At 58.8% G+C, this 22,533-nt stretch carries 17 protein-coding genes; 7 read left to right on the forward strand and 10 right to left on the reverse strand.

The genetic code is table 11. The features are described 5' to 3' along the window. Window positions 1-34: 34 nt before the first annotated feature. The 3 genes from CAF77_RS05885 to CAF77_RS05895 form a co-directional block, all read right to left on the reverse strand. Window positions 35-2,479, reverse strand: coding sequence for an autotransporter outer membrane beta-barrel domain-containing protein (locus CAF77_RS05885; protein WP_064381457.1), 2,445 nt, complete (start codon window positions 2,477-2,479; stop codon window positions 35-37). A 246-nt stretch (window positions 2,480-2,725) separates the two neighbouring features. Further along, window positions 2,726-4,813 (reverse strand): hypothetical protein, encoded by a 2,088-nt coding sequence (locus CAF77_RS05890; protein ID WP_064381455.1) that lies wholly within the window; start codon window positions 4,811-4,813, stop codon window positions 2,726-2,728. A gap of 99 nt (window positions 4,814-4,912) precedes the next feature. After that, window positions 4,913-5,761, reverse strand: a complete 849-nt coding sequence (locus CAF77_RS05895; RefSeq protein ID WP_084776958.1) for a hypothetical protein — start codon at window positions 5,759-5,761, stop codon at window positions 4,913-4,915. A 209-nt stretch (window positions 5,762-5,970) separates the two neighbouring features. Between CAF77_RS05895 and CAF77_RS05900 the strand changes: the two genes are divergently transcribed. From CAF77_RS05900 to CAF77_RS05920, 5 genes are all read left to right on the forward strand, one after another. Beyond that, a complete protein-coding gene (locus CAF77_RS05900) occupies window positions 5,971-6,999 on the forward strand; it encodes a LacI family DNA-binding transcriptional regulator (RefSeq protein WP_064381452.1) in 1,029 nt (342 codons plus the stop codon). 174 nt (window positions 7,000-7,173) lie between these two features. Further along, the gene (locus CAF77_RS05905; RefSeq protein ID WP_064381450.1) at window positions 7,174-7,956 is read left to right on the forward strand and encodes a sugar phosphate isomerase/epimerase; all 783 of its coding nucleotides are present in this window, start codon (window positions 7,174-7,176) and stop codon (window positions 7,954-7,956) included. Continuing rightward, window positions 7,949-8,914 (forward strand): sugar kinase, encoded by a 966-nt coding sequence (locus tag CAF77_RS05910; protein WP_064381448.1) that lies wholly within the window; start codon window positions 7,949-7,951, stop codon window positions 8,912-8,914. Before CAF77_RS05905 ends, CAF77_RS05910 begins: the two co-directional genes overlap by 8 nt. 122 nt (window positions 8,915-9,036) lie before the next feature. Beyond that, window positions 9,037-10,335, forward strand: a complete 1,299-nt coding sequence (locus tag CAF77_RS05915; protein ID WP_064381445.1) for an MFS transporter — start codon at window positions 9,037-9,039, stop codon at window positions 10,333-10,335. A gap of 21 nt (window positions 10,336-10,356) precedes the next feature. Then, complete coding sequence (locus tag CAF77_RS05920; protein ID WP_064381444.1) at window positions 10,357-11,325, forward strand: D-glycerate dehydrogenase; 969 nt, start codon at window positions 10,357-10,359, stop codon at window positions 11,323-11,325. Between the two features lie 146 nt (window positions 11,326-11,471). Here the strand turns inward: CAF77_RS05920 and CAF77_RS05925 are convergent, their stop codons facing one another. From CAF77_RS05925 to CAF77_RS05940, 4 genes are all read right to left on the reverse strand, one after another. Then, entirely contained in the window at window positions 11,472-12,659 is a 1,188-nt protein-coding gene (locus CAF77_RS05925) for a pyridoxal phosphate-dependent aminotransferase (RefSeq protein ID WP_064381442.1), read from the reverse strand. 41 nt (window positions 12,660-12,700) lie between these two features. Beyond that, a complete protein-coding gene (locus CAF77_RS05930) occupies window positions 12,701-14,326 on the reverse strand; it encodes a methyl-accepting chemotaxis protein (RefSeq protein ID WP_064381440.1) in 1,626 nt (541 codons plus the stop codon). A 223-nt stretch (window positions 14,327-14,549) separates the two neighbouring features. Further along, window positions 14,550-15,689, reverse strand: coding sequence for a glycerate kinase (locus CAF77_RS05935; RefSeq protein ID WP_064381437.1), 1,140 nt, complete (start codon window positions 15,687-15,689; stop codon window positions 14,550-14,552). Window positions 15,690-15,934: 245 nt separating this feature from the next. Beyond that, entirely contained in the window at window positions 15,935-17,056 is a 1,122-nt protein-coding gene (locus tag CAF77_RS05940) for a sugar diacid recognition domain-containing protein (protein ID WP_064381435.1), read from the reverse strand. 171 nt (window positions 17,057-17,227) lie between these two features. Between CAF77_RS05940 and CAF77_RS05945 the strand changes: the two genes are divergently transcribed. After that, entirely contained in the window at window positions 17,228-18,538 is a 1,311-nt protein-coding gene (locus tag CAF77_RS05945) for an MFS transporter (RefSeq protein WP_064381434.1), read from the forward strand. A 191-nt stretch (window positions 18,539-18,729) separates the two neighbouring features. Here the strand turns inward: CAF77_RS05945 and CAF77_RS05950 are convergent, their stop codons facing one another. The 3 genes from CAF77_RS05950 to CAF77_RS05960 form a co-directional block, all read right to left on the reverse strand. After that, window positions 18,730-19,101, reverse strand: coding sequence for a DUF6124 family protein (locus tag CAF77_RS05950; RefSeq protein WP_064381431.1), 372 nt, complete (start codon window positions 19,099-19,101; stop codon window positions 18,730-18,732). Between the two features lie 1,364 nt (window positions 19,102-20,465). After that, on the reverse strand, window positions 20,466-20,831 hold the full coding sequence (locus CAF77_RS05955; RefSeq protein ID WP_064381429.1) for a hypothetical protein: 366 nt from the start codon (window positions 20,829-20,831) through the stop codon (window positions 20,466-20,468). Continuing rightward, entirely contained in the window at window positions 20,828-21,565 is a 738-nt protein-coding gene (locus CAF77_RS05960; protein ID WP_064381428.1) for an SDR family oxidoreductase, read from the reverse strand. The genes CAF77_RS05955 and CAF77_RS05960 overlap by 4 nt, the downstream gene beginning before the upstream one ends. A 66-nt stretch (window positions 21,566-21,631) precedes the next feature. Between CAF77_RS05960 and CAF77_RS05965 the strand changes: the two genes are divergently transcribed. Further along, complete coding sequence (locus CAF77_RS05965; RefSeq protein WP_064381426.1) at window positions 21,632-22,531, forward strand: LysR family transcriptional regulator; 900 nt, start codon at window positions 21,632-21,634, stop codon at window positions 22,529-22,531. The last annotated feature ends 2 nt before the right edge of the window (window positions 22,532-22,533 follow it).

Consider the following 22,533-nt stretch of genomic DNA (forward strand, 5'->3'; position numbering starts at 1 on the left):
AGCTTTCAAGCTTCCTTTCTATTTTCGACCCCATTCAGAAGTTATAACTCAACCCCACACTCCCCCCCAGCTCCTGGTCAACTTTCGTACCGCGACTGGTGCCAACCTCCGCATAAACCTGCCATTTTTTGTTGACCGGAACCCAGTTCATTCCCCCGGTCAATTCCAGGCTGGTACTGGACAAGTCATTATTGAAACTGGTGTCGTTGACACTGACGCGGTTGTTATTGACGAACTCGTGGCTGACAGCGGCACGGAGGCGTGGTTGCAGCTTGCTGCCATTGTCCAGCGTGAGCTCACTCCCCACCGTCATCCCGACCTTGCCGAGCACCGAACGAGTCTCGTCGCTGTCTACTTGCAAGCCATTGTCCAAGTGGTAGCGCTTGCCCTCGACGGCTGCCAAACCTATTTGCGCGGAAGGCTCAATGAAATAACCGTGGTTCAAGGGAATGTGCTTGCCGACTTCCACGGTCCCGCTCAAACCCAGGTTTTTGAAGTTGCCTTTGGTTCGAGTGTCGTCGCTCAAGGTGACTTTGACATCGTTATTGAACCGGTTGATCTTGCCGACGGTATCCACGTAATAACCTGTCGCTTGATCAAACCAGGTCAAGTAAAGACCTGCATAACCACTGTCAATCGTACCGGAACTGCCTCGCGCCAAATCCAGACGCGTGTTGCTGTAGCCGCCAAAGACACCGATCAACCATTGGCCGTCCCAAAATGGCAATGCTTTGTCCACCCCTACCGAGACACCTGTCTGGTGTTGATTGAAACCGTTACCGTAAGCGCTCTTTACGTTGTACTGATTACCGTAGGTTCGAATCCAGAGACCGGATGACGAATCTTGAGCATTCGAGCTCAATGCCCCTTCCGATTGTGCCCTGGGCTGAGTGCCGGCCATGCGCCGGTCTCCGAGGCGAGTATTGAGGGTGGTCATCTCGGATTGAATGACCGTGGGCACCGTTCCGGAGATCGCAAGAGCGGTTTGAGAACCCGTGCTCGGTGTGGTCCCATCGGGTTGCAGATACAGCCCTTCGCCCTCTCTCACCAGCTTGTAGGCCAGGGCGCCAATATCGACTTGTCCACTTTGCAGGGAAAACTGCGCATCTCCGGAAGCGATGTTCCCCACTTTGATCAGCGCCCCACTGGCGGGCTCGCTGGCGGTAGCCTCCACCACCAAACCATGCTGGCCCGTTGCCGACTCTGTGACATTCAAAAAATCCGTCTGAGCAGTACCCACGTCCGTGCGCATAAAAAACTGACCGTTGCCCGATAAGGTGGCTATATCCAGCTGACTATAGGCCTGGTCTGTTCCAAAACGCACTGCACCGCCCTGCATGTCCAGGCGCGAGACCGAGTTACTGCTACCGGCCATGTTCCATTCGGCACCACGGCTGACCGACATGCTGCTGACACCGGAAACAGCACCCGTGAATCGGGCATTGTTGTCCAGCACCACCGCTCCCGCACCGGTGCCCTGGATCTTACCGGTGAGAACGCTTTGGGTATCAAGCTTTACCGAATCGACATTGATCAGGTTGCCATCCAATGTCGCGGCGTTTCTCAACGAAACGCTGGCGATGCCCCCCTCAGCGACTTCGATGTTGCCGGACAATTTACTGTTGTCGACCTGGAACTGAGCAGCGGCTCCATCGACTACTTCGAGGATATTGCCATTACCCCCGATCAAACGAGAGCCGTTGTTGACATCGATCAGCACTGGCTGACCAGCAGGTGTTGCCAAATCGACAGTAATTGCCGCGCCACTGATCCCCTCGACGGTCGCGTCATCCAGTATTAAATGACTTCGACCAGTGACATCACCGGGATTGGCTACGGTGTCCTGCCCGAAAGTGACCCCGTTGAGACCGCCGGTAATCTTGCTGCGGGCACTTACATTGGCATTCCCGCCAAACAGGGCCAACCCGATACCGTCCGCATCCGTTGCGCTCACTTGAGTATTGATCAGATTCAATGTGCTGAGTGAAGTTACCGCTGCACCGAATGTCCCGCCATGCAAAGTACTGCCAGTGACAGTGGCGGTAGATCCCACAGCGGTCAGCAGATCCCGGGCCAGCGTCAGTGCAGCGCCCTGGCTGATCAACGTGCTGTTCGAGAGGGTGGCCAGGCTGTCAGTCAACGCCAACGCAGCTTCAAAACCTGTGCTGGTAACAGTTGATCCGCCAAGGTCGACTCGAGCGCCTGCCGAGGCATCAATCTGTGATGTCGTGGCGTTATCGCCATTGAGAGCTCCGCCACCGACTTGAATATCCAGTGCACTGGCGCCGTTGATATTCAGCGTAGCGGTCGTGGGAACAAACCAGGCTTCGGGTGTAGCGCCTGTGGAAACGGTCGCCACCTCTCCCGGTTGAAGATTACGGGCATTAGCGGGCTCTGAAGTGGTCATTATCACCACTGCATAAGTGAGCACACCAGTAAATTTCATGAACGTCAATCCCGGTATCTTTTCAAACTTCATAACAACTTCTCTCTGAGATTTGTCGGGACGGGAGAACGACGGTTCGCAGCATGGATCCATCAGACGTCCGTCATTGGCGGCGTCGGAGAATACCTACAACTTCGAATCATCTATGTAGGACTAATCCTCTTTACAGGTAGGGTTCATCCCTGCCGAATGAAGAGCTATCAGCAATTTCGAAGACAGAGCAACCGCATTCGCCGGGAGAGCACTGTTCTCCCGGTGAATGCAGCCCTGGCATTGATGCTATGGCTCTGGATCCCAACCCGGCTCTGATTCGCAGTACAGGAAGTCTGCGTTGAGCAAATAGACCGTCATTTCCGTTACACCGGATGTAGGAACTGTCGGTGTCGAATACCAGACTTTTACATAACCCGCGTAGAAGTCTGAAGGATCCGGAGTAGCGGGTGGAGGCCTTGGTACATCCCGGATCACCGGATCATAAGGCCCGACATCAAAAATCATCCCGGCGATCAATTCAGACGCGTTGATATTCCGGGTTTCGGTGTACTCCGTATCGGACGGTGCCGGCGTTTGATAATCCTCCGTCCGGAATCCGCGCCAGTTGAACGTGATAGGCATACCGTCGACAAAGTGGTTGTTTGGCGGAATACGGAATCTGGCCACATGATCATCGGCCGATACGGTCAGGCTTTCGCAAATAATGAACGGATCGGCAGTCCCGTCTGCAAGCGGCCGAACAAACTCTGGCGGATCAAGATTAATGACCACCGTATTGACCGTCACATCGGTTTCGGCCGAAGTTTGAATGTTGTTGCGACCGGGATTCTCATATACCCACCAAACTTTCTTCTTCCCCAGACCGCCGGGACCGACAATGGAATAAAGCAAAGGGAGTTCAATCTCTGTATTGATATTTGTAACGTCCATCGGCATTGAGCCGACGACGACTTCGCCCGCATCTCCGAGGAAATACGCGGTGACCAGATCACCATCTTCCGGGTCTGGAAAGGTAGTACCCGGAGTAACAGGTGAGACATCAATGTATATCGTGGCAGTTTGATTGGCATCATGTGGGCCCAGCAAGTTATCGGTAACAGGGGCTTGTCCCCGCACGATAGCCTTTCGGAACTCGGGATTGACGACTGGAGGTGGAATAAGTGGGTCGACGGTATAAGGCGGGTGCGTCGAGAAGTCAGTGTTTGCTCTCGTATCCACCTCACTGACAGACACTAAGTTACGCATCAAATCGGCTTTGACCTGAACAGGCACCTCGTAATTCGCGCCGGTCTGATTCTCGAAATACTCTTTGCTCAAAGCGGCCCATGGAATAGTGAAAACCAGTTTGTTCAGGGTGCCGAACTCCAGGTCCTGGGCAGCCTGACTTCCCCATTTCAGGCTCACCTCATCATCATTGAGTGCGTTCACCGGCCGATCGACTTCGACAGTAACACCTGCACGCGCATCGTTCAGGTCGATCAGACCGTCATCGTTTGTCGGTACGCGCAGTGGCCCCAATTCGGGCAGCGGCAGAAAGCGAGTGTTTTTGAAACTTACTGACCACGCACTTTCGTTGCCTGCAACATCAAGAATCCTGAACCAGATGAAAGCCCTGCCGCTGGTGATCTTCCTCAACTCGTCAATCGGAATCCACACCTCGCCATCGACGGGCATGTCACCTTCGAAGAAAGGCGGCACCTGCGGAGGATTGGTTCGTTGATTGGCGAAATACAGCTGCACGTGGTCATCCGGTTGAGCATTGGTATATGTGGTGTCGATGGCAACCAACAACCCCTTTGCGCTTTCCGGAAGACCTGCCCACGCATCGTCCAGATCGCCAGGGGCATTGGGAAATGACACTCTCGGGGCTAATTTGACGCCGGGCCTTTGTCCAGGATTGGGCGGAGTCTGGATCGGTTTTTCTTGCCAGGGTGCCGTGCGGTCAATCCGAAACGGCACGAAAGCCGAAGTCAATGCGTTCAGGCCACGTTCATAGTACACGCAGCGCACCCAGAACGTAGTCGGGCCGGGGGGTGTTGCGTCCTCCCCCAGATATTCCGTGGGCACTGAATACGCAAATTTGTCCGGTCGTACCGGCATATCCGGCAGGGTCACTCGTGGCAGCCTTGTGTAGTCTGCGGGGGTCGGAACGGCAGGCGGCTGGGTTCGCGTTATATCTATTGCGACCTGATCGCCATTTTGCCGGTTATCAGGAACGGTTGTATCCAGTAATAGCTGAAGCGACCCGCCCACCGGAATGGCAGTAACGGGAACGATATCCCGGTCAGGGCCTCGGCCATCTGGCAATTCAGGTAAAGGAGCAGAAAGGGTCCCACCACCCTGCCCCGCGGTTCCAGTTTGAAAACTTGTCATGTGTGTTCTCCAGTACTCTGAACAATGGATATCAATACTTCCTTCATCGACAAGGGCGTTATCGCCGACAGCAGTCGCCTTTCTGTTACAACAACATGTTTATTTCATCCAGCTTGCATCCGAACAAAAACCACTCGTGCCAGGAATCACTCTGTCTATTTTCACCAGACCCGTAAAAGAACTGAATTCTGGAATTCCATTTCGCACTAACAGATATTTAGCCGTCGCTGAATGGTTCTCACGCATAGGTTCGATGTGTGCAGTGAACGGTCTTATTACGATCAAGACCGGCCGTTTGTTGGCCACATCCGTTACCGGAGCGGTAAAAAAAAATTCGGGGGTTAACGCAGCTCCCGATCCATTCAACGAATTCCATCCCTGCCAGGCAAGACTGATCACATCGCCTCGCTGAAACAGGTCATTGAATGGAATCAGAATGCGTATTCCCTCCCAGATAAATAAAGCATCTGGATCCAGAGGGTTGTTTTTTTTACAGCCTATATATCCCCAAAGAGTTGCATCGGGAAAGGTTGCTTCTTTCAACAACTGAGGTGGCGGTGTAATCGCAAACGTCAGGCGCCGTGGTTGCGACGTTGTCTGGTTGACCGAGCGCACGGTGTAATAAATTTCAAATGTAGGCAGATCGGGAAGCAAATCCGGCCTGATTCGAATATGAAACTCGGGGGCATAGTCGGCAGCACCATATTCGGCCCATGCAACGAAATTCGGATTGCCGACGATAAAGATCTCGACACGATCAATACGCGTATTTGGAAGTGTAGGAAACGCTGGCCAGATATTGATGATGCAGACAATTCCGTTTTGCTTCGCATCCGGCGGCAATGTCCCGGCTGGATCCAACGGGTCGACGCCTTCGAATCCAGGCAGATCGAGTAAAATGCCTGCGAAGAGATCGTTGCTTGTGGCGCGGGGATCATCTGCTGACATGGATCACTTCTCGCTCTTCATTCGCCCTTCACGTGCAAGAAATTAAGCGCCCGTATCCAGTGGTTGCCTACTGTCAGATCTGACAGGTAAAACCACCGTCCGTCGGAAACCGTGAAGCAGATTCAACTTCATTCCCAAGACATCAGTTGACGGCTGCTATACAAATGGTGTTTTCTGAAACCGGTTTCAGACAATAAGAAGACCCATCCGTGAACGATTTCTCCGCCGCCCAGCGCAGCCGCGTCACCATGCTCGATGTCGCCGAATACGCAGGCGTGTCCAAGGCCAGCGTCTCGCGCTTCATTGGTGACGACCGCGCCCTGCTCTCGGATGCCATCGCCCAGCGCATCGAGCAGGCAATTACCGAACTCGGCTATCGCCCCAATCAAATGGCCCGAGGCCTGAAACGCGGCCGCACGCGCCTGATCGGCATGCTGGTGGCCGATATCCGCAACCCTTATTCGATTGCCGTGATGCACGGCGTGGAAACCGCCTGCCGCCGGCACGGTTACAGCCTGGTGGTGTGCAACACCGACCGCGATGACGAGCAGGAACGTCAGCACCTGGCGCTACTGCGCTCCTACAACATCGAAGGGCTGATCGTGAACACCCTGGGTCATCATCGGGATGAACTGGATGAGTTGAAGCGGGAAATGCCGCTGGTACTGGTCGATCGCAAGGTCGAAGGGCTGAACAGCGATATGGTCGGGCTGGACAACCCGCAAGCCGTCGAAATGGCGCTCGAACATCTGCAGCAGCGCGGCTATCGCGATGTGCTGCTGGTGACCGAAGCCTATGACGGCACCAGTTCGCGGATCGAGCGGGTCAGCAGTTTTCAGCAACAGATTGGCCAGCGCCAACGCATGAACGGCACGGTGCTGGAAACCGGTTCGAGCCTTGCGAATGATCTTCAAACCTTTTTGAACACACCTGATAACGGCCCGAAAGCCCTGTTCTGCGCCAATGGCGTGGCGGCGCTGGCTTGCACCCTGGCACTGCGCGAGATTGGCTGCCGGTTGTTCGAGGATGTCGGGCTGATCGCGCTGGATGATCTGGACTGGTATCCGTTGGTGGGCAGCGGGATTACCGCCCTCGCTCAGCCGACGGAGGAGATTGGTGCGCGGGCGTTTGAGTGCTTGCTCAAGCGGTTGCGGGGAGATGATGAAGCGGCGCGGACGCTGGATTTTGCGCCGGTGCTGATTGAGCGCGGTTCAACCCAAGGGAAATCGGCTGACTGATCAGGCCCCATCGCTGGCAAGCCAGCTCCCACAGGTAATCGGGTGTACTTGAGTTTCGTGAACGATCCCGTATCTGTGGGAGCTGGCTTGCCAGCGATGAGGCCCGAAAGAACGACACACAATTTACTGATTTTTTTTGAACAAAAATGAAACCGGTTTCAGAGGTAGATAACAATGAATAAACCTGCCGTTTCCATCAGCCTTTCCAGCTACGGCGCCGACCTCGTTCGCCGCCGTGGCCAGGCTTCGTTCATCGAAGTGCTGGCCGCTGCCGGCGCCAATCGCATTGAATGGCGCGAAGAACTGCTGACCATCGAAGTCCCCGAACAACTCTCCACCGCCACACAAGCTCAAGGCCTGCAAAGCATCTATTCCTCGCCCACCGAACTGTGGCTGGCCGGTCAATCAAGGCCCAACCCCGAACTCATCACTGCGTTGCAGAACGCTGAAGCGTTCGGCTCGAAGTGGCTGAAGGTTTCCCTTGGTTTCTTCACCGACAACAACGATCTGCAGACGCTGGGGCAAATCCTCGCGCAGAGCCCGGTGCAACTGCTGGTGGAGAACGATCAAACCTTGCACGGCGGGCGCATCGAACCGTTTCAACGTTTCTTCGCGGCCGTCGAGCAACACAACCTGCCGATCAAGATGACCTTCGACATCGGCAACTGGCAGTGGCAAGACCAGTCCGCCATCAGCGCCGCACGACTGTTGGGCCGTCACGTCGGTTACGTGCATTGCAAAGCCGTGGCCCGCCGTGCCGACGGCAAACTGGTGGCCGTGCCGCCCGCCGCCACCGACCTGCATCTGTGGGAACAACTGCTGCGGCACATGGCCCAAGGGGTCATGCGCGCCGCCGAATACCCGTTGCAGGGCGATGATCTGGTGCAGCTGACCACCGAACACGTCGCCGCCCTCGCCCGCCTCGGTCAGTCCCGCCTGGAGCCTGCTCATGTCTGAGATCGATATTCTGTCGTTCGGCGAAACCATGGCCATGTTTGTCGCCGAACAAAGCGGTGATCTGGCCTGCGTCGAGCAGTTTCACAAACGGATTGCCGGGGCCGACAGCAACGTTGCCATAGGATTGTCGCGCTTGGGTTTCAAGGTGGCGTGGCTGAGCCGTGTCGGAGCCGATTCACTGGGACGCTTTGTCGTCGAAACCCTGGCCCGCGAAGGCCTGGACTGCAGCCATGTCGAAGTCGACAACGCTCACCCGACTGGTTTCCAGCTCAAGTCGCGCAACGATGACGGCAGCGATCCGACGGTCGAGTACTTTCGTCGTGGCTCGGCGGCCAGTCATCTGTCGCCGCAGTCGATCACCCCGACACTGCTCGGCGCCCGGCATCTGCACGCCACCGGGATTCCGCCGGCGCTGTCCGGGTCGGCACGGGAAATGTCCCGTGAGCTGATGACCCGCATGCGCAATGCCGGGCGCAGCGTGTCGTTCGACCCCAACCTGCGCCCGAGCCTGTGGGCCAGCGAGCGGGAGATGATCACCGAGATCAACCGACTCGCCGCTCTCGCTCACTGGGTTTTGCCGGGGTTGAGCGAAGGCCGCCTGCTGACCGGATTTGAAGACCCGGCGGATATCGCCGCGTTCTATCTCGATCAGGGTGCCGAAGCCGTGGCGATCAAGCTCGGGCCTCAGGGCGCGTATTACCGCACCCACCTGGATCAGGGGTTTGTCGCCGGGGTGCCGGTCAAAACCGTGGTCGATACGGTGGGCGCCGGCGATGGTTTTGCGGTCGGGATGATCAGCGCCCTGCTGGAGCACCAGAGTTTTCCCGAGGCGGTCAGGCGCGCCAACTGGATTGGCAGTCGCGCGGTGCAGAGCCGGGGTGACATGGAGGGTTTGCCGACCCGATCCGAACTCACCGCTGATCGTTCCCACGCTCCCGCGTGGGAATGCAGCCCGTGACGCTCTGCGTCACATGGGACGCGGAGCGTCCCCGGAGGCGTTCCCACGCAGAGCGTGGGAACGAGCAACAACCAATCAATTGAACCTGCTGCGACAAAAACAACAAGCTCAGGAGCAAGACCATGAAAACCGCAACCCTCGCCACCCGCCGCTGGTGGTACATCATGCCGATCGTGTTCATCACCTACAGCCTGGCGTACCTGGACCGCGCCAATTACGGCTTCGCTGCCGCCTCCGGGATGGCCGCCGACCTGATGATCACGCCGGGCCTGTCCTCGCTGCTCGGCGCGCTGTTCTTCCTCGGTTACTTTTTCTTCCAGGTGCCCGGCGCGATCTACGCGCAAAAGCACAGCGTGAAGAAGCTGATCTTCGTCAGCCTGATTCTCTGGGGCGGGCTCGCCACGCTGACCGGCGTGGTTTCCAACGCCTATTGGCTGATCGTCATCCGCTTCATGCTCGGCGTGGTCGAAGCGGCGGTGATGCCGGCGATGCTGGTGTACCTGTGCCATTGGTTCACCCGTGCCGAACGCTCGCGAGCCAACACCTTCCTGATCCTCGGCAACCCGGTAACGATGCTGTGGATGTCGGTGGTTTCCGGGTATCTGGTGCAGCATTTCAGCTGGCGCTGGATGTTCATCATCGAAGGCCTGCCGGCGGTGTTCTGGGCGTTTATCTGGTGGAAGCTGGCCGATGATCGTCCGGCCCAGGCCAAGTGGCTCAGCGATCAGGAGAAGCACGATCTGGAAAGCGCTCTCGCCGCCGAACAGGTCGGGATCAAAGCGGTGAAGAACTACGCAGAAGCTTTTCGTTCGCCGAAGGTGATCATTCTGGCGCTGCAATTCTTCTGCTGGAGCATCGGCGTCTACGGCTTCGTGCTGTGGCTGCCGTCGATCCTCAAGGCCGGCGCGCAGATGGACATGATCGAGGCCGGCTGGCTGTCGGCCCTCCCGTATCTGGCGGCAGTGATCGGGATGCTGCTGGTGTCCTGGGGCTCGGACAAACTGCAAAAGCGCAAACGCTTCGTCTGGCCGCCGCTGCTGATTGCTTCGGTGGCGTTCTACGGCTCCTACGCCTTGGGCGCTGAGCATTTCTGGTGGTCGTACACGCTGCTGGTGATTGCCGGCGCCTGCATGTACGCACCCTACGGGCCGTTCTTCGCCATCGTCCCGGAGATTCTGCCGGCCAACGTTGCCGGCGGCGCCATGGCGCTGATCAACAGCATGGGCGCGCTCGGTTCGTTCGGCGGTTCGTATCTGGTCGGTTACCTGAACAGCTCCACCGGTTCGCCCGGCGCTTCGTATCTGTTGATGAGTGGCGCGCTGATGCTCTCGGTGGTGCTGACGATTTTTCTCAAGCCCGGCGCCAGCGACCGGGTGACGGCCAAGCGCGTCGCACCGCGTCCGCAGCCGGCCCATTCCTGAATTGATGGAGAGATGACTGCGATGAAAAAGCAGGTTGTGCTGTACAAAAAACTGTCGCCGGCACTGATGGCGCGCCTTGAGGAACAGGTCGAGGTGACACTGATCGACAGCCTCGACGCCGAAGGTCTGATGAAACTGCGCGACGCCCTGCCCGGTGCTCACGGATTACTCGGTGCGAGCCTGAAACTCGACGCGTCGCTACTCGATCTGGCGCCGCAGCTCGAAGCGATTTCCAGCGTCTCGGTGGGTGTCGACAACTACGACATCGACTACCTGACCCGGCGCAAGGTCCTGCTGACCAACACCCCGGACGTGCTCACCGAAACCACCGCCGACACCGGTTTCGCACTGATCCTGGCCACCGCACGGCGCGTGGTCGAACTGGCGAACATGGTGCGCGGCGGCCACTGGCATCGCAGCATCGGCCCAGCGCATTTCGGCACCGATGTGCACGGCAAGACGTTGGGCATTATCGGTATGGGCCGGATCGGCGAGGCGCTGGCACAGCGCGGGCATTTCGGGTTCGGGATGCCGGTGATCTATCACAGCCAGTCGCGCAAACCGGCGGTCGAGGCGCGCTTCGATGCGCAGTACCGCAGCCTTGAGGACCTGTTGCAGCAGGCGGATTTTATCTGCCTGACCCTGCCGTTGACGGCGCAGACTGAAGGTTTGATCGGTGCTGAACAGTTTGCGTTGATGCGCCCGGAAAGCATCTTTATCAACATCTCACGGGGCAAGGTTGTAGACGAGGCGGCAATGATCGACACCTTGCGGCATAACCGGATTCGCGCGGCGGGGCTGGATGTGTTCGAGCGCGAGCCGCTGAATCATGACTCGCCGTTGTTGCAGCTGAACAACGTGGTGGCGACGCCGCACATGGGTTCGGCGACCCATGAGACGCGCGAAGCGATGGCGCGGTGTGCGGTGGAGAATCTGTTGGCGGCGTTGGCCGGTGAAAAACCCGCCAACCTGGTGAATCCTTCACGTTGATCGTTCCCACGCTCCGCGTGGGAATGCAGCCCGGGACGCTCCGCGTCCCTTCCAGAGCTGGAACGCGGAGCGTCCCTTGAGGCATTCCCACGCAGAGCGTGGGAACGATCAGGAGTAAACCCTCAGGGAACGATCAGCGTAAGCGGTCAGGCACTGCGCACTTGCAGAAGCTGCGCAGCACAAAGAGCAATCCTTGAACACGCATCCGCCAGCCGCACCCGGTCCACCACCAACCCGATGCGAATATGCCCCGCCGCACTCGGCCCGAACGCCTCACCGGCCAGCACAGAAACCCCATACCCCTCCAGTAATTGCTCGGCAAAGTCCTGCGCTCCGATCCCGGTCTGACGCACATCGACCATCACGAACATCCCGCCATCCGGTTTGATCGGGTACAACCCCGGACAGCCGCGCAAGCGCTCGCACACCAGATCCCGACGCAAGCGGTATTCCTCGCGCATCTGCGTCACTTCCGGCAGATCTTTCTCCAGCGCTATCTGCGCCGCTTTCTGCACAAAGTCCGGCAGACCGAACAGCATGCTCAACGACAGGTTCACCAGATGTTCGGCCAACGGTTTCGGCCCGATCATCCAGCCGATGCGCCAACCGGTCATGGCGTGGGATTTGGACAGGCTGTTGATCGTCGCGGTGCGCTCGGCCATGCCCGGCAGGCTCGCCGGGCTGATGTGCTCGCCTTCGTATAACAATTCGCTGTAGACCTCGTCGCTGATCAGCCACAGGTCATGACGGACGCACAGGGCCGCCAGCTCCTGCCAGATCAACAGCGACAGACTCGCACCGGAAGGATTGTTGGGACTGTTGAGCAACATGGCCCGCGTCCTCGGAGTGATCCGCGCTGCGACATCCACCGGGTCAACGCGAAAACCGTTCTCAGGGCGAACCGGCACCGGCACCACGGTCGCGCCGCAAGCGCCAAACACGCCTTCGTAGGTGACATACATGGGTTCGGCGACGATCACCTCATCACCCGGATCCAGCAGACATTGCGCCACCGAATACACCGCGCATTGCGCGCCGGGCAGCACGATCACATGCCCGGCATCCACGTCCTGACCGCTGCTGCGCCGATGGCGCTCGGCGATCAGCGTGCGCAGCTCCAGCCGGCCGCGCACGTCGGAATAATGGGTATCACCCGCCAGCAGGCTGTCGATGGCGCCGTGGATGATCGGCAGCGGCGTATCGAAATCCGGATCACCCACCGACAGCAGCAACACATCGACGCCTTCGGCGCGCAGCTCCAGCGCTCGGTCGTGAATCCGCCAGGCTGCTGCTCCCTCCCCGGCGATTCGTTGGGTCAAGGCTGAATAGCGCATGTACGTCTCCTGATTGCGCGGTCTCCAGCCTTCACCCTAGGTCAAATCACAAAGCGCGCCACCATCGCATTCAAATCCACCGCCAGGCGCGACAGTTCGTGGGTCGCGGCGCTGGTCTGGTTGGCCCCGGCGGCCGATTGGGTGGCCAGGTCGCGAATGTTGACCAGGTTGCGGTCGACCTCGCGGGACACCTGCGCCTGCTCTTCCGAGGCGCTGGCGATCACCAGGTTGCGCTCGTTGATCTGGTGAATCGATTGAGTGATCTGCTCCAGCGCGACGCCGGCGGCGCGAGCCATTTCCAGAGTGGTCTGGGTGCGCTGGTTGCTTTGCTGCATCGACTCGACTGCTTCACCGGTGCCGTTCTGAATGCCGGCGACCATTTTTTCGATCTCCTGGGTCGATTGCGCGGTGCGATGGGCCAAGGCGCGAACTTCATCCGCTACCACGGCGAAACCGCGTCCCGCTTCACCGGCACGGGCCGCTTCGATGGCGGCGTTGAGCGCCAGCAGGTTGGTCTGTTCGGCGATGGCGCGGATCACGTCCAGCACCTTGCCGATGTCGCGCCCCTGAGCGGCCAGGCCTTCGATCATTTGCGCGGTGTTTTGCACGTCGTGGGTCATGGTCTGGATCGCGTCGACGGTTTTCACCACCTGATCGCGACCTTCACGGGCGGCGTGGGTCGACTGGTTCGAGGCTTCGGAAGTCGAAACCGCGTTGCGCGCAACCTCTTCCACCGCTGCGGTCATTTCGTTGACGGCGGTGGCGGCCTGTTCGATTTCGTCGTTCTGCTGTTGCAGGCCACGGGAGGCCTCTTCGGTCACGGCGCTGAGCTCTTCGGCGGCGGCGCCCAGTTGCGTGGCGGAGCCGGCAATCTGCTCGATGGTCTTGCGCAGGTTGGTCTGCATCGCCGCCAGCGCTTCAAGCAGGCGCGCCGGTTCGTCCTTGCCGTCGATTTCGATGGCTTTGGTCAGGTTGCCGCCAGCGATGGTTTGCGCGGCAGCGACGGCGCGGTTCAGCGGGGTGACGATGCTGCGGGTCAGCAGCCAGGCCAGCAATACGGTCAACAACGCGGCAATTACAGACACGGCGATGATGCCGGTAATGGCACTGTTGTAATACTCACCCGCCTGAGTGGAAGCGGTCTTCGCGTCGGCGGCGTTGATCGCGATCAGCTTGTTGAGTTGTTCGCCCATCTTGTCGGTGCCGTCCTTGATCTTCGTATTGATCAGGGCGCGCATCTCGTCGAGTTTGTCCTGGCGCGACAGCTCCATCATCTGGTTTTGCGCCTGCACGTAGTTGTCGAGGGTCGTCGAAAACTCCTGATATAACGCGCGCTCCTGCGGACCGGCCGGCAATGCCGCGTAACTGGCCTGAGCAGTGCGCACCTTGTCCACCAGCACACCGATGCGGGTCTGGGCTTCCTGCAAACCGGCCGGGTCGCGGTTGACCAAAATGCGGAACGAGAGAATCCGCAGGCGCAGCACGTTCTCCGTAACCACCGCGAGTTGGGTGACGCTTGGCAACTGCGTAGAGTCCATTTCCAGGGAAGCCTGACGGATGATCGACATGCGGTTGACGGCGAACACGCCGAGCACAATCACCAGCAAGGCAATAAAGGCAAAACCGAGGAAGGCACGGGGCGCGATATTCAGATTACGCAAGGACATAGGAGGACTCTCGGATGATTGAAACTACGAGCGTCCATGCCGTGATCACTGGCCCTTGGAGTGGGCGTCAGTCCGGCGTCACTGTTTTGGAAAATCTTGTGTGCGCCTGATTTCTGTATCGGCCAGGCTTGAGGAAATTTGCAGGGAAAGATGAAATATTTTTCAAAGTGTTGCGGGTGTTTCAGCGGTGAAACACCCGTTGTTTTACATGATGAGCGACAGGTCAGGCCGGAGTCGCAATGCGCCAGACGCGGGCAATATCGGTGGCACGTTCGCGCAACAGACGCGGTGCTTCGGCGCAGGCCTGTTCGAGGGTCATCGGGCCGCTGGTGACGGCGAATGCAGCGTCGATGCCGTGATCGTAGAGCGCTTGATAGCCCTCGCCGAGGGTGCCGGCAATGACGATCACCGGTACGCCGTGTTGCTTGGCGATCCGTGCGACGCCAAACGGGGTTTTGCCGCGCAGGGTCTGGGCATCGAAGCGCCCTTCTCCAGTAATCACCAGATCTGCGTCCTTTACTGCGTCGGCCAGTCCGACCAGCTCGGCGACCACTTCGACACCGGCCTGGAATCGCGCACCGAGAAACGCCTTGGCCGCAAAGCCCAATCCACCGGCAGCACCGCTGCCCGGCTCGTCCCGAACATCCTTGCCCAGCACTTGCGCGCAGAGTTCGGCGAAGTGGCCGAGGGCCTGATCCAGTTGCTGCACTTGCGCCGGGGATGCACCCTTCTGCGGGCCGAAAATCGCCGAGGCGCCGTGGGGGCCGCACAGCGGATTGTTGACGTCGGCGGCGATGTCGAACCGGACGTGCGCCAGTCGCGGGTCGAGTTCGCTCAGGTCCAGTCGTGCGAGTTGCGCCAGCGCCAATCCGCCCGGCACCAATGATTGCCCTTGAGTATCCAGCAACTTCACCCCCAACGCCTGGATCGCGCCGGCGCCGCCGTCATTGGTGGCGCTGCCGCCGATGGCCAGAATCACCCGTTGTGCGCCAGCATCCAGCGCCGCGCGGATCAGTTCACCGGTGCCGAACGTGCTACTTATGCATGCGTCACGCTGCCCCGGCGGCACCAATTGCAATCCACTGGCTTCGGCCATTTCGATGATTGCGGTGCGGTTGTGCGGCAACCAGCCCCACGCGGCTTCGACCGCTGCGCCCAACGGTCCACGCACGCGGGTGCGGCGCAGTTCGCCTTCGCACGCGGCGAGAATCGACTCCACCGTGCCTTCGCCACCGTCGGCCATCGGGCATTTGACCAGCGTCGCCTGCGGCCAGACCTGCGCCAGGCCCAGCGCAATGGCTTCTGCAACGCCTTGAGCACTCAGGCTGTCCTTGAACGAATCGGGGGCGATGACGATTTTCATGCGATTTCTCCAGTTCCAATGCCCCTCATGCTGCCAGTCGCCTTGCCCGTTGACGCCTGTCCGCTGCACAAGTTGGATTGGCGTTTATTGTTCATTTTCACAAAGGCTCTGGAATGGATGGTGAATGTCCCGGCCCTATCGCTGGCAAGCCAGCTCCCACAGGTTTTTGCATCGTTCACATATTTTGTGCACGCCCGGATACTTGTGGGAGCTGGCTTGCCAGCGATAGGGCCCTCACGAACACCTCATGCAGTCGATTCAGTCTGTGGCAGCAATTGCACCCCGAGATACAGCGCCAGCATGCCATCGAGTTTCAGAGGATCGACCCCACTCAACTCGGCAATCCGCTCCATCCGGTAACGCAGACTGTTGCGGTGAATCCCCAAGGCATCGGCACAGGCCTGGCTCTGCCCGTCGTGATCGCACCAACTGCGCAGGGTCGCGAGCAACTGGCCGTTGCTGTCCTTGGCGATGACCTTGCGTAACGGTTTGAGCAATTCATCCAGCGCATCGTCGTTGCGATGGCGCCAGAGCATCACCGGCAAGCGATAGCGATTGAGGGTCAGCAACCGTGAGCGCGGCAGCACTTCGCGGCCATAGGCGAGCAAGTCGCCGACCCGCCGATAGCAACGGCGCAGCCCGACCAGCCCATCGGCCTGTCCGCCGACTGCAATGCGCAGGATGTTCCAGCCCAGGCCATCGAGTTTTTCCAGCAGTCGATCATGCTCGACGTTCTGACTCGCCGGCCGGCACCACAGCAGTGACGACTTGGCCGAACTCACGCACCAACTGTCCGGATAACGCGACATCAGCCAGGCACTCAGCGCCTCGACGGTTTGCCCCGGCCCGTGTTCCAGACCCAGTTCGAACAGATACGGCACTCGTGTCAGTTGCGGCTTGAGCCCGAGTTGCTGGGCCTCGTCGATCAGCCTTGGCGAATCCCCCGCCTCGCTCAGCAGCAAGGCCAGCAAATCATCGCAACGTTGCCGCCGCCATTGCTGTTCGGATTGCTGATTGCGCTGGCCGACCAGCATTTCGGCGGTCATGCGCACCAGTTCGGCGTAAGTGCGCAGCTGCTCCGGTTCGCCGGTAATGCCAAGGACGCCGATCAAGCGCTGATCGAGCAACAGCGGCAGATTGATCCCAGGTTGCACGCCTTTGAGATGCACCGCCGTCTGCGCATCGATCTCCACCACCCGTCCGTTTGCCAAAACAAGCTGCGCGCCTTCGTGGCGGGTGTTGATCCGCTCCGGCTCGCCGCTGCCGAGGATCAAGCCCTGGCTGTCCATGACGTTGACGTTGTACGGCAAAATGGCCATGGCCCGGTCGACGATGTCCTGGGCGAGGTCGTGATCGAGTTCGAACATAAGGGCTGAAATCCTTGAAAACAGGCGCGGACGGTTGTTCACCCGCACAGGGTCTGGCAGCAAACCCTGTGCTCAGGCACAAAGACAATCCGGCCAAAGGTGGCCGAGACTCTCAGGGCGATCAACGTTACCCTTTGCATCGCAAAAAATCATAATAAAGAGAGAGCCGCCATGTCGCAGAGCGCTGCTGCCGCCCAGACCATCGTTGACGATAAAAATGCCGTCTACAAACGCATCACCCTGCGTTTGATCCCCTTCATCTTCATCTGCTACCTGTTCAACTACCTCGACCGGGTCAACGTTGGATTTGCCAAACTGCAGATGCTCGATGCGCTGAAATTCAGCGAAACCGTGTACGGCCTCGGTGCCGGTATCTTCTTCATCGGCTACGTGCTGTGCGGCGTACCGAGCAACCTGGCGCTGACCAAGTTCGGCCCACGGCGCTGGATTGCGCTAATGATGATCACCTGGGGCACGCTGTCGACCTGCCTGCTTTTCGTCACCACGCCAACCCAGTTCTACACCCTGCGCCTGTTCACTGGCGCCGCCGAAGCCGGGTTCTTCCCGGGTGTTGTGCTCTATCTCTCGCAATGGTTCCCGACCTTCCGCCGTGGCCGGATCATGGCGCTGTTCATGTCGGCGATTCCGGTGTCGGGCCTGCTCGGCAGCCCGTTTTCCGGCTGGATCCTCAATCACTTCGCCGCCGGCCAGGGTGGTCTGGCCGGCTGGCAGTGGATGTTCCTGCTGCAAGGCATTCCAACCGTGGTGCTGGGCGCACTCGCCTACTTCCTGCTCAGCGACAACTTCGCCAACGCCAAATGGCTGACCCCGCATGAGCGTGCGGTGCTGGAAGCGGATCAGGCCGAAGACCTGGCGAACAAACCGAAAACCACCTCCGATTCGCTGATCGCCGTGTTCAAGAACCCGGCGATCTGGGCCTTCGGCCTGATCTACTTCTGCATCCAGAGCGGCGTGTACGCGATCAACTTCTGGCTGCCGTCGATCATCAAGAACCTCGGTTTCAGCGACAACCTGGTAATTGGCTGGTTGAGTGCGATTCCGTATCTGCTGGCGGCGGTATTCATGCTGGTGGTGGGTCGTTCGGCAGACTTGCGTAAAGAACGCCGCTGGCATTTGGTGGTGCCGATGTTGATGGGCGCTGTCGGCCTGCTGATCGCCGTGAACTTCGCGGCAAATCCGGCGATTGCGATTCTCGGTCTGACCATTGCGACCATGGGTGCGCTGACCGGTCTGCCGATGTTCTGGCCGGTGCCGACTGCCATGTTGAGCGCGGGTGCTGCGGCGGGTGGGCTGGCGTTGATCAACTCCATGGGACAGATGGCCGGGTTCCTCAGCCCTTACCTCGTGGGTTGGGTGAAGGACAGCACCGGGTCGACCGACGCGGCGCTTTATCTGCTGGCGGGTGTGATTGTTGGCGGGAGTTTGCTGGCGTTGCGGATGACGCGAACGTTGCGGGCTTAAGCATTAGTCGAAATACAGAAACGGCCCATTACGGGCCGTTTTTCATTTAGATCGTTCCCACGCTCCGCGTGGGAATGCCTCAAGGGACGCTCCGCGTTCCAGCTCTGGAAGGGACGCGGAGCGTCCCGGGCTGCATTCCCACGCGGACGGTTCGACGCCTCGACGTGGGAACGATCAGGCTAAGGATCTGGCTACAGCGGTGTTTCTGTCTTCAACTCCAGATTATCCAGCGCCCGATTCACCGCCAGTTCCCCCAGCATGATCAGTTGCGCGATCCCCAGCAGCACATGCCGATGCGAGCCGTCCACCAGCCCGGCGAAGTCGGTTGCCATGATTTTGGCCGAGGTCAGGGTTTCGCAGGCGTCGGCCAGCAATTCTTCGCTGTCGATGCCGGGGGCGATGAGGTAGCGGGTGTTGGGTTTGAGCAACGGTTTTCTGGGGAGCAGCGGATTGAGGTAGTGGTCGAGGGCGCGTTCGGCGGCTTCGTGGAATTTCTTGGAGTCGAGGGTTTCGTAGGGGGACGTTGAATCGGCTTCGGGTGGGTTGGGTGTTGGTTTGATCACGTTTGAATCTCCAAATCAGAAAAATGGAGCCATCAAACTTCGCTACCAAACGAAGAGGTGGTGGCCATGCACGGGTTGGTAGACCGGTGACTTGGAGAACCGGCGCGCTCGAAAACGCCCCACGCATGGCCACCATAAAAGCACGGACGGATAAGCGTCCGAATACGGTGAATTGCGCAACAAGTCAGATCCGGGCTACCAAACCCGATCGCTGTTTTTCAGCGACGGGATAACGATAAAACCCGGCCCATAAGCGCACAAGCCGGCGGATTCTGGCGCAGTCGTAGGCAACGGCGCAAGGTTGTGTAGCCTGAGGTGCGTGTCTGAACGTGTCCCTTAAACACCAGACTTAAACGCACAAAAGATTCCGAAAAATAAATCCGCCACCGAGCAGCCCATGACGAAAATGCTCCGTTTCTTTAATACGGGAGCATTTTTGGATACATCGGTCAGATTGCCTGGCTTTCACATACCCCACAAAGGCAGGCTTCTTGTTTCTACTGATCAACTTTCAAAATAACTGGACTTCACCAGCATCTTTAATTACGACCTTGCCGTGCTGTCCGGCTCAGTCCCCGCTCTGGCTTTTTGCCTTAATTAAAAATACGTAATGTTTAACGGTGCCGAAACGATGACTAGCGAAGTTGGAGAAGTCGCATATGTGATAACTATGTCATAGATCCCTAGTGGGACCTGATTACTGGTTAGCGCGCCCCAGAGCCCCGACCACCTGTATATACCGTTCTGATCATTGAATATAGCTGACAACAATTTTTGATCTAGTATCTCACTGTGAAGAGTCCAGGACTGGTTCTGGGTCGTATTTGACAAATATATAGTGAGCGTTTGCCCATTCCTTGCAAAAACCGGAAGAGCGTGCTGAACAACACGATTCGAGGTGTCGAGTATCGGTGCCGAGGCGGCTTTTGGCACCCCGGGCGGAAACATGGGAGCGGCAGGGCCAAGAGCCGTTGCAAGGGCATTTGGCAGGGGCGCCGGAAGTTGTGCCGGTGGCTGATTCTGTTTGACAGGCATGATTTATTCCTTTTGACGTAGATCGATTCAGGCTGGCTGTTTTACTCAGTGAAGTAAATTTTGCACGTTTGATATCAGGTGAAATACTGATCGCAATAACACTTGGCACTTGAATAAAGTTTGGTATGTCGCGAAGAAAATTTCTACTGTCAGTTCTGACAGTCTCCACGTGCATTTTGGAATAACCAACACTCATTTATAGCCAAGTGCGCTGATCGAACTGAAAAGTTCAAAAACCAAAGGACAATATGCTGGATGTGAAAAGTACCGCAGCCAAAAAATTATGGCTTGATTTCAGATCGCTCCCACGCAAAGCGTGGGAACGAGAGTCACAGAATGCTTGTTTTTACATCCAGTTCCAGCACCACCCCCCCCGGCATTTGCACAAAAATCTGCCAGATCCCATCCTCCGGCACCTGCCCCACCTGATACGGCAGTCCACTGCCCTGCACCCGCTTCAAAACCACCGCCGCGTCTTCATCCGTACGAAACGCAATATGACTCAACGCCGCCTCATCCAGCGCCGGCTGCTCAATCACATGCACCAACGCCTCCCCATCCTGGTACAACCACCGCCCGGGAAACGGAAACGGAGGCCGCCGCCCTGGCGTCAATCCCAGCAATACATTGAAGGCGTCCTGAATCGGTTGCCCGTCCGGCGCATTGAACGCCAGGTGATCGAAGTGCCAGGTCATAACAATCCACCTCCATCGACATCAATGATGCTGCCGCTGATGAAGCCGTTTTCCATGACCAGCATAAACGCGGCGGCCAGGTCCTGTGGCGTGCCGATCCGGCCTACCGGCAGCGCCGCCGAGGTACGGGCGAACATCGCGGTGCGTTGGATCTCATCCATGCCGGCGTACGCTTCAGTGTCGGTCACGCCGGGGCTGATCACGTTGACCCGGCGCGGCGCCAGCTCCTTGGCCAGTTGTTTGGCCAGAGCTTCCAGCGCGCCATTCAACGTGGTCTTGATGAATTGCCCCGCTACGAATTTGCGCGACAGCAAACCCGACGTCAGGGTGATGCTGGCCCGCTCGCTCAGGTACGGCAGTGCCGCTTGAATGGCGCGCAAGGTGCCCCAGAATTTCACGTCGAAGGCCTGCTGCGCCTGGAGCAGATCGCTGTCGGCCAGAGGCTTGGCGCTGACGCTCGGCCCGGCGGTGATCACCAGATGATCGAGGGCGCCAATGCGTTCGAACAGTTGACGCAGCGAAGCGTCATCGGTGACATCGGCAGTTTCGTGACGGACACCGTCATGGGTTTCGGACGTTTCAACACGGCGCCCGACCGAATAAACACGGGCGCCACGTTCCGCGGCGTTCGACGCGACGGCGGCGCCAATGCCGCTGCTGCCGCCGATGACCACAACAGTCTGGTTGTCGAGTGGTTTCAAGGGAGTTCTCCGGTGGGTTTGAGGAGATTGCATCTTCCCCGGTTGCCAATCGCAGAAAAATCCCGGTAAATCGGAAGGATCTTTAAAGGATTTTTACCAATGAGTTCGATTTTGGATCTTGAGATCTTCGTCCGTACCGCCGACTCCGGCAGCATTTCCGCCGCCGCCCGGGCGCTGGAGTTGACACCGGCCGCCGCCAGCATTGCGCTGAAACGCCTGGAAACCCGCCTCGGCATCCGCCTGTTCGCCCGCTCCACGCGCAGCATGCGTCTGACCGAAGAGGGCCGGCGCTATCTGGAAAGCGTGCGCCTGGCACTGGCCACATTGGCCGAGGGCGAACAGGCGCTGAAGCAACAGACCGAAGGCCTGAGCGGCGTGTTGCAACTGGCGGCGCCGTCGGACTTCGGGCGCAACGTGTTGCTGCCGTGGCTGGACGGTTTCAAGCGCGAGCACCCGCACATTCAACTGCAATTGCTGCTCAACGACCGGCATGCGGATCTGTTTCGCGAGACGGTGGATGTGGCGCTGCGCTTTGGCGTGCCGAGTGATTCGACGCTGGTGGCGTTGCCGATTCTGCCTGAGCATCGCCGCGTGGCCTGCGCCAGTCATGCGTATCTGGAACGCCACGGTACACCGCAAAATCCTGCCGAATTGAGCGAGCACAGCGCCCTGCTCTACCTGCGCAACGGCCGGCCCTATAACACCTGGCGCTTCCATCGCGAGGACGAAACGGTCGAGGTCGAAGTGCGCGGCGACTACCTCAGCGACGACGGCGAAGTCGCCCGCCGCTGGGCGCTTGCCGGGCACGGGATCGCCTACAAGGCCTGGCTCGACGTGGCCGAAGACGTGCGTGCCGGGCGGCTGCTGACGCTATTCGATGACTGGCTGGGCGAGAGCGTGCCGTTCAATCTGCTGTGCCCGCACCGGGTGCAGGTGTCGGAACGGGTCAAGGTGTTGCAGGCGTTTTTGCGCGAGCGTTGCGAGGCGTTGCGGCGATAAAT

The sequence above is a fragment of the Pseudomonas sp. R15(2017) genome (assembly GCF_002112685.1).
GTDB lineage: Bacteria > Pseudomonadota > Gammaproteobacteria > Pseudomonadales > Pseudomonadaceae > Aquipseudomonas > Aquipseudomonas glycinae.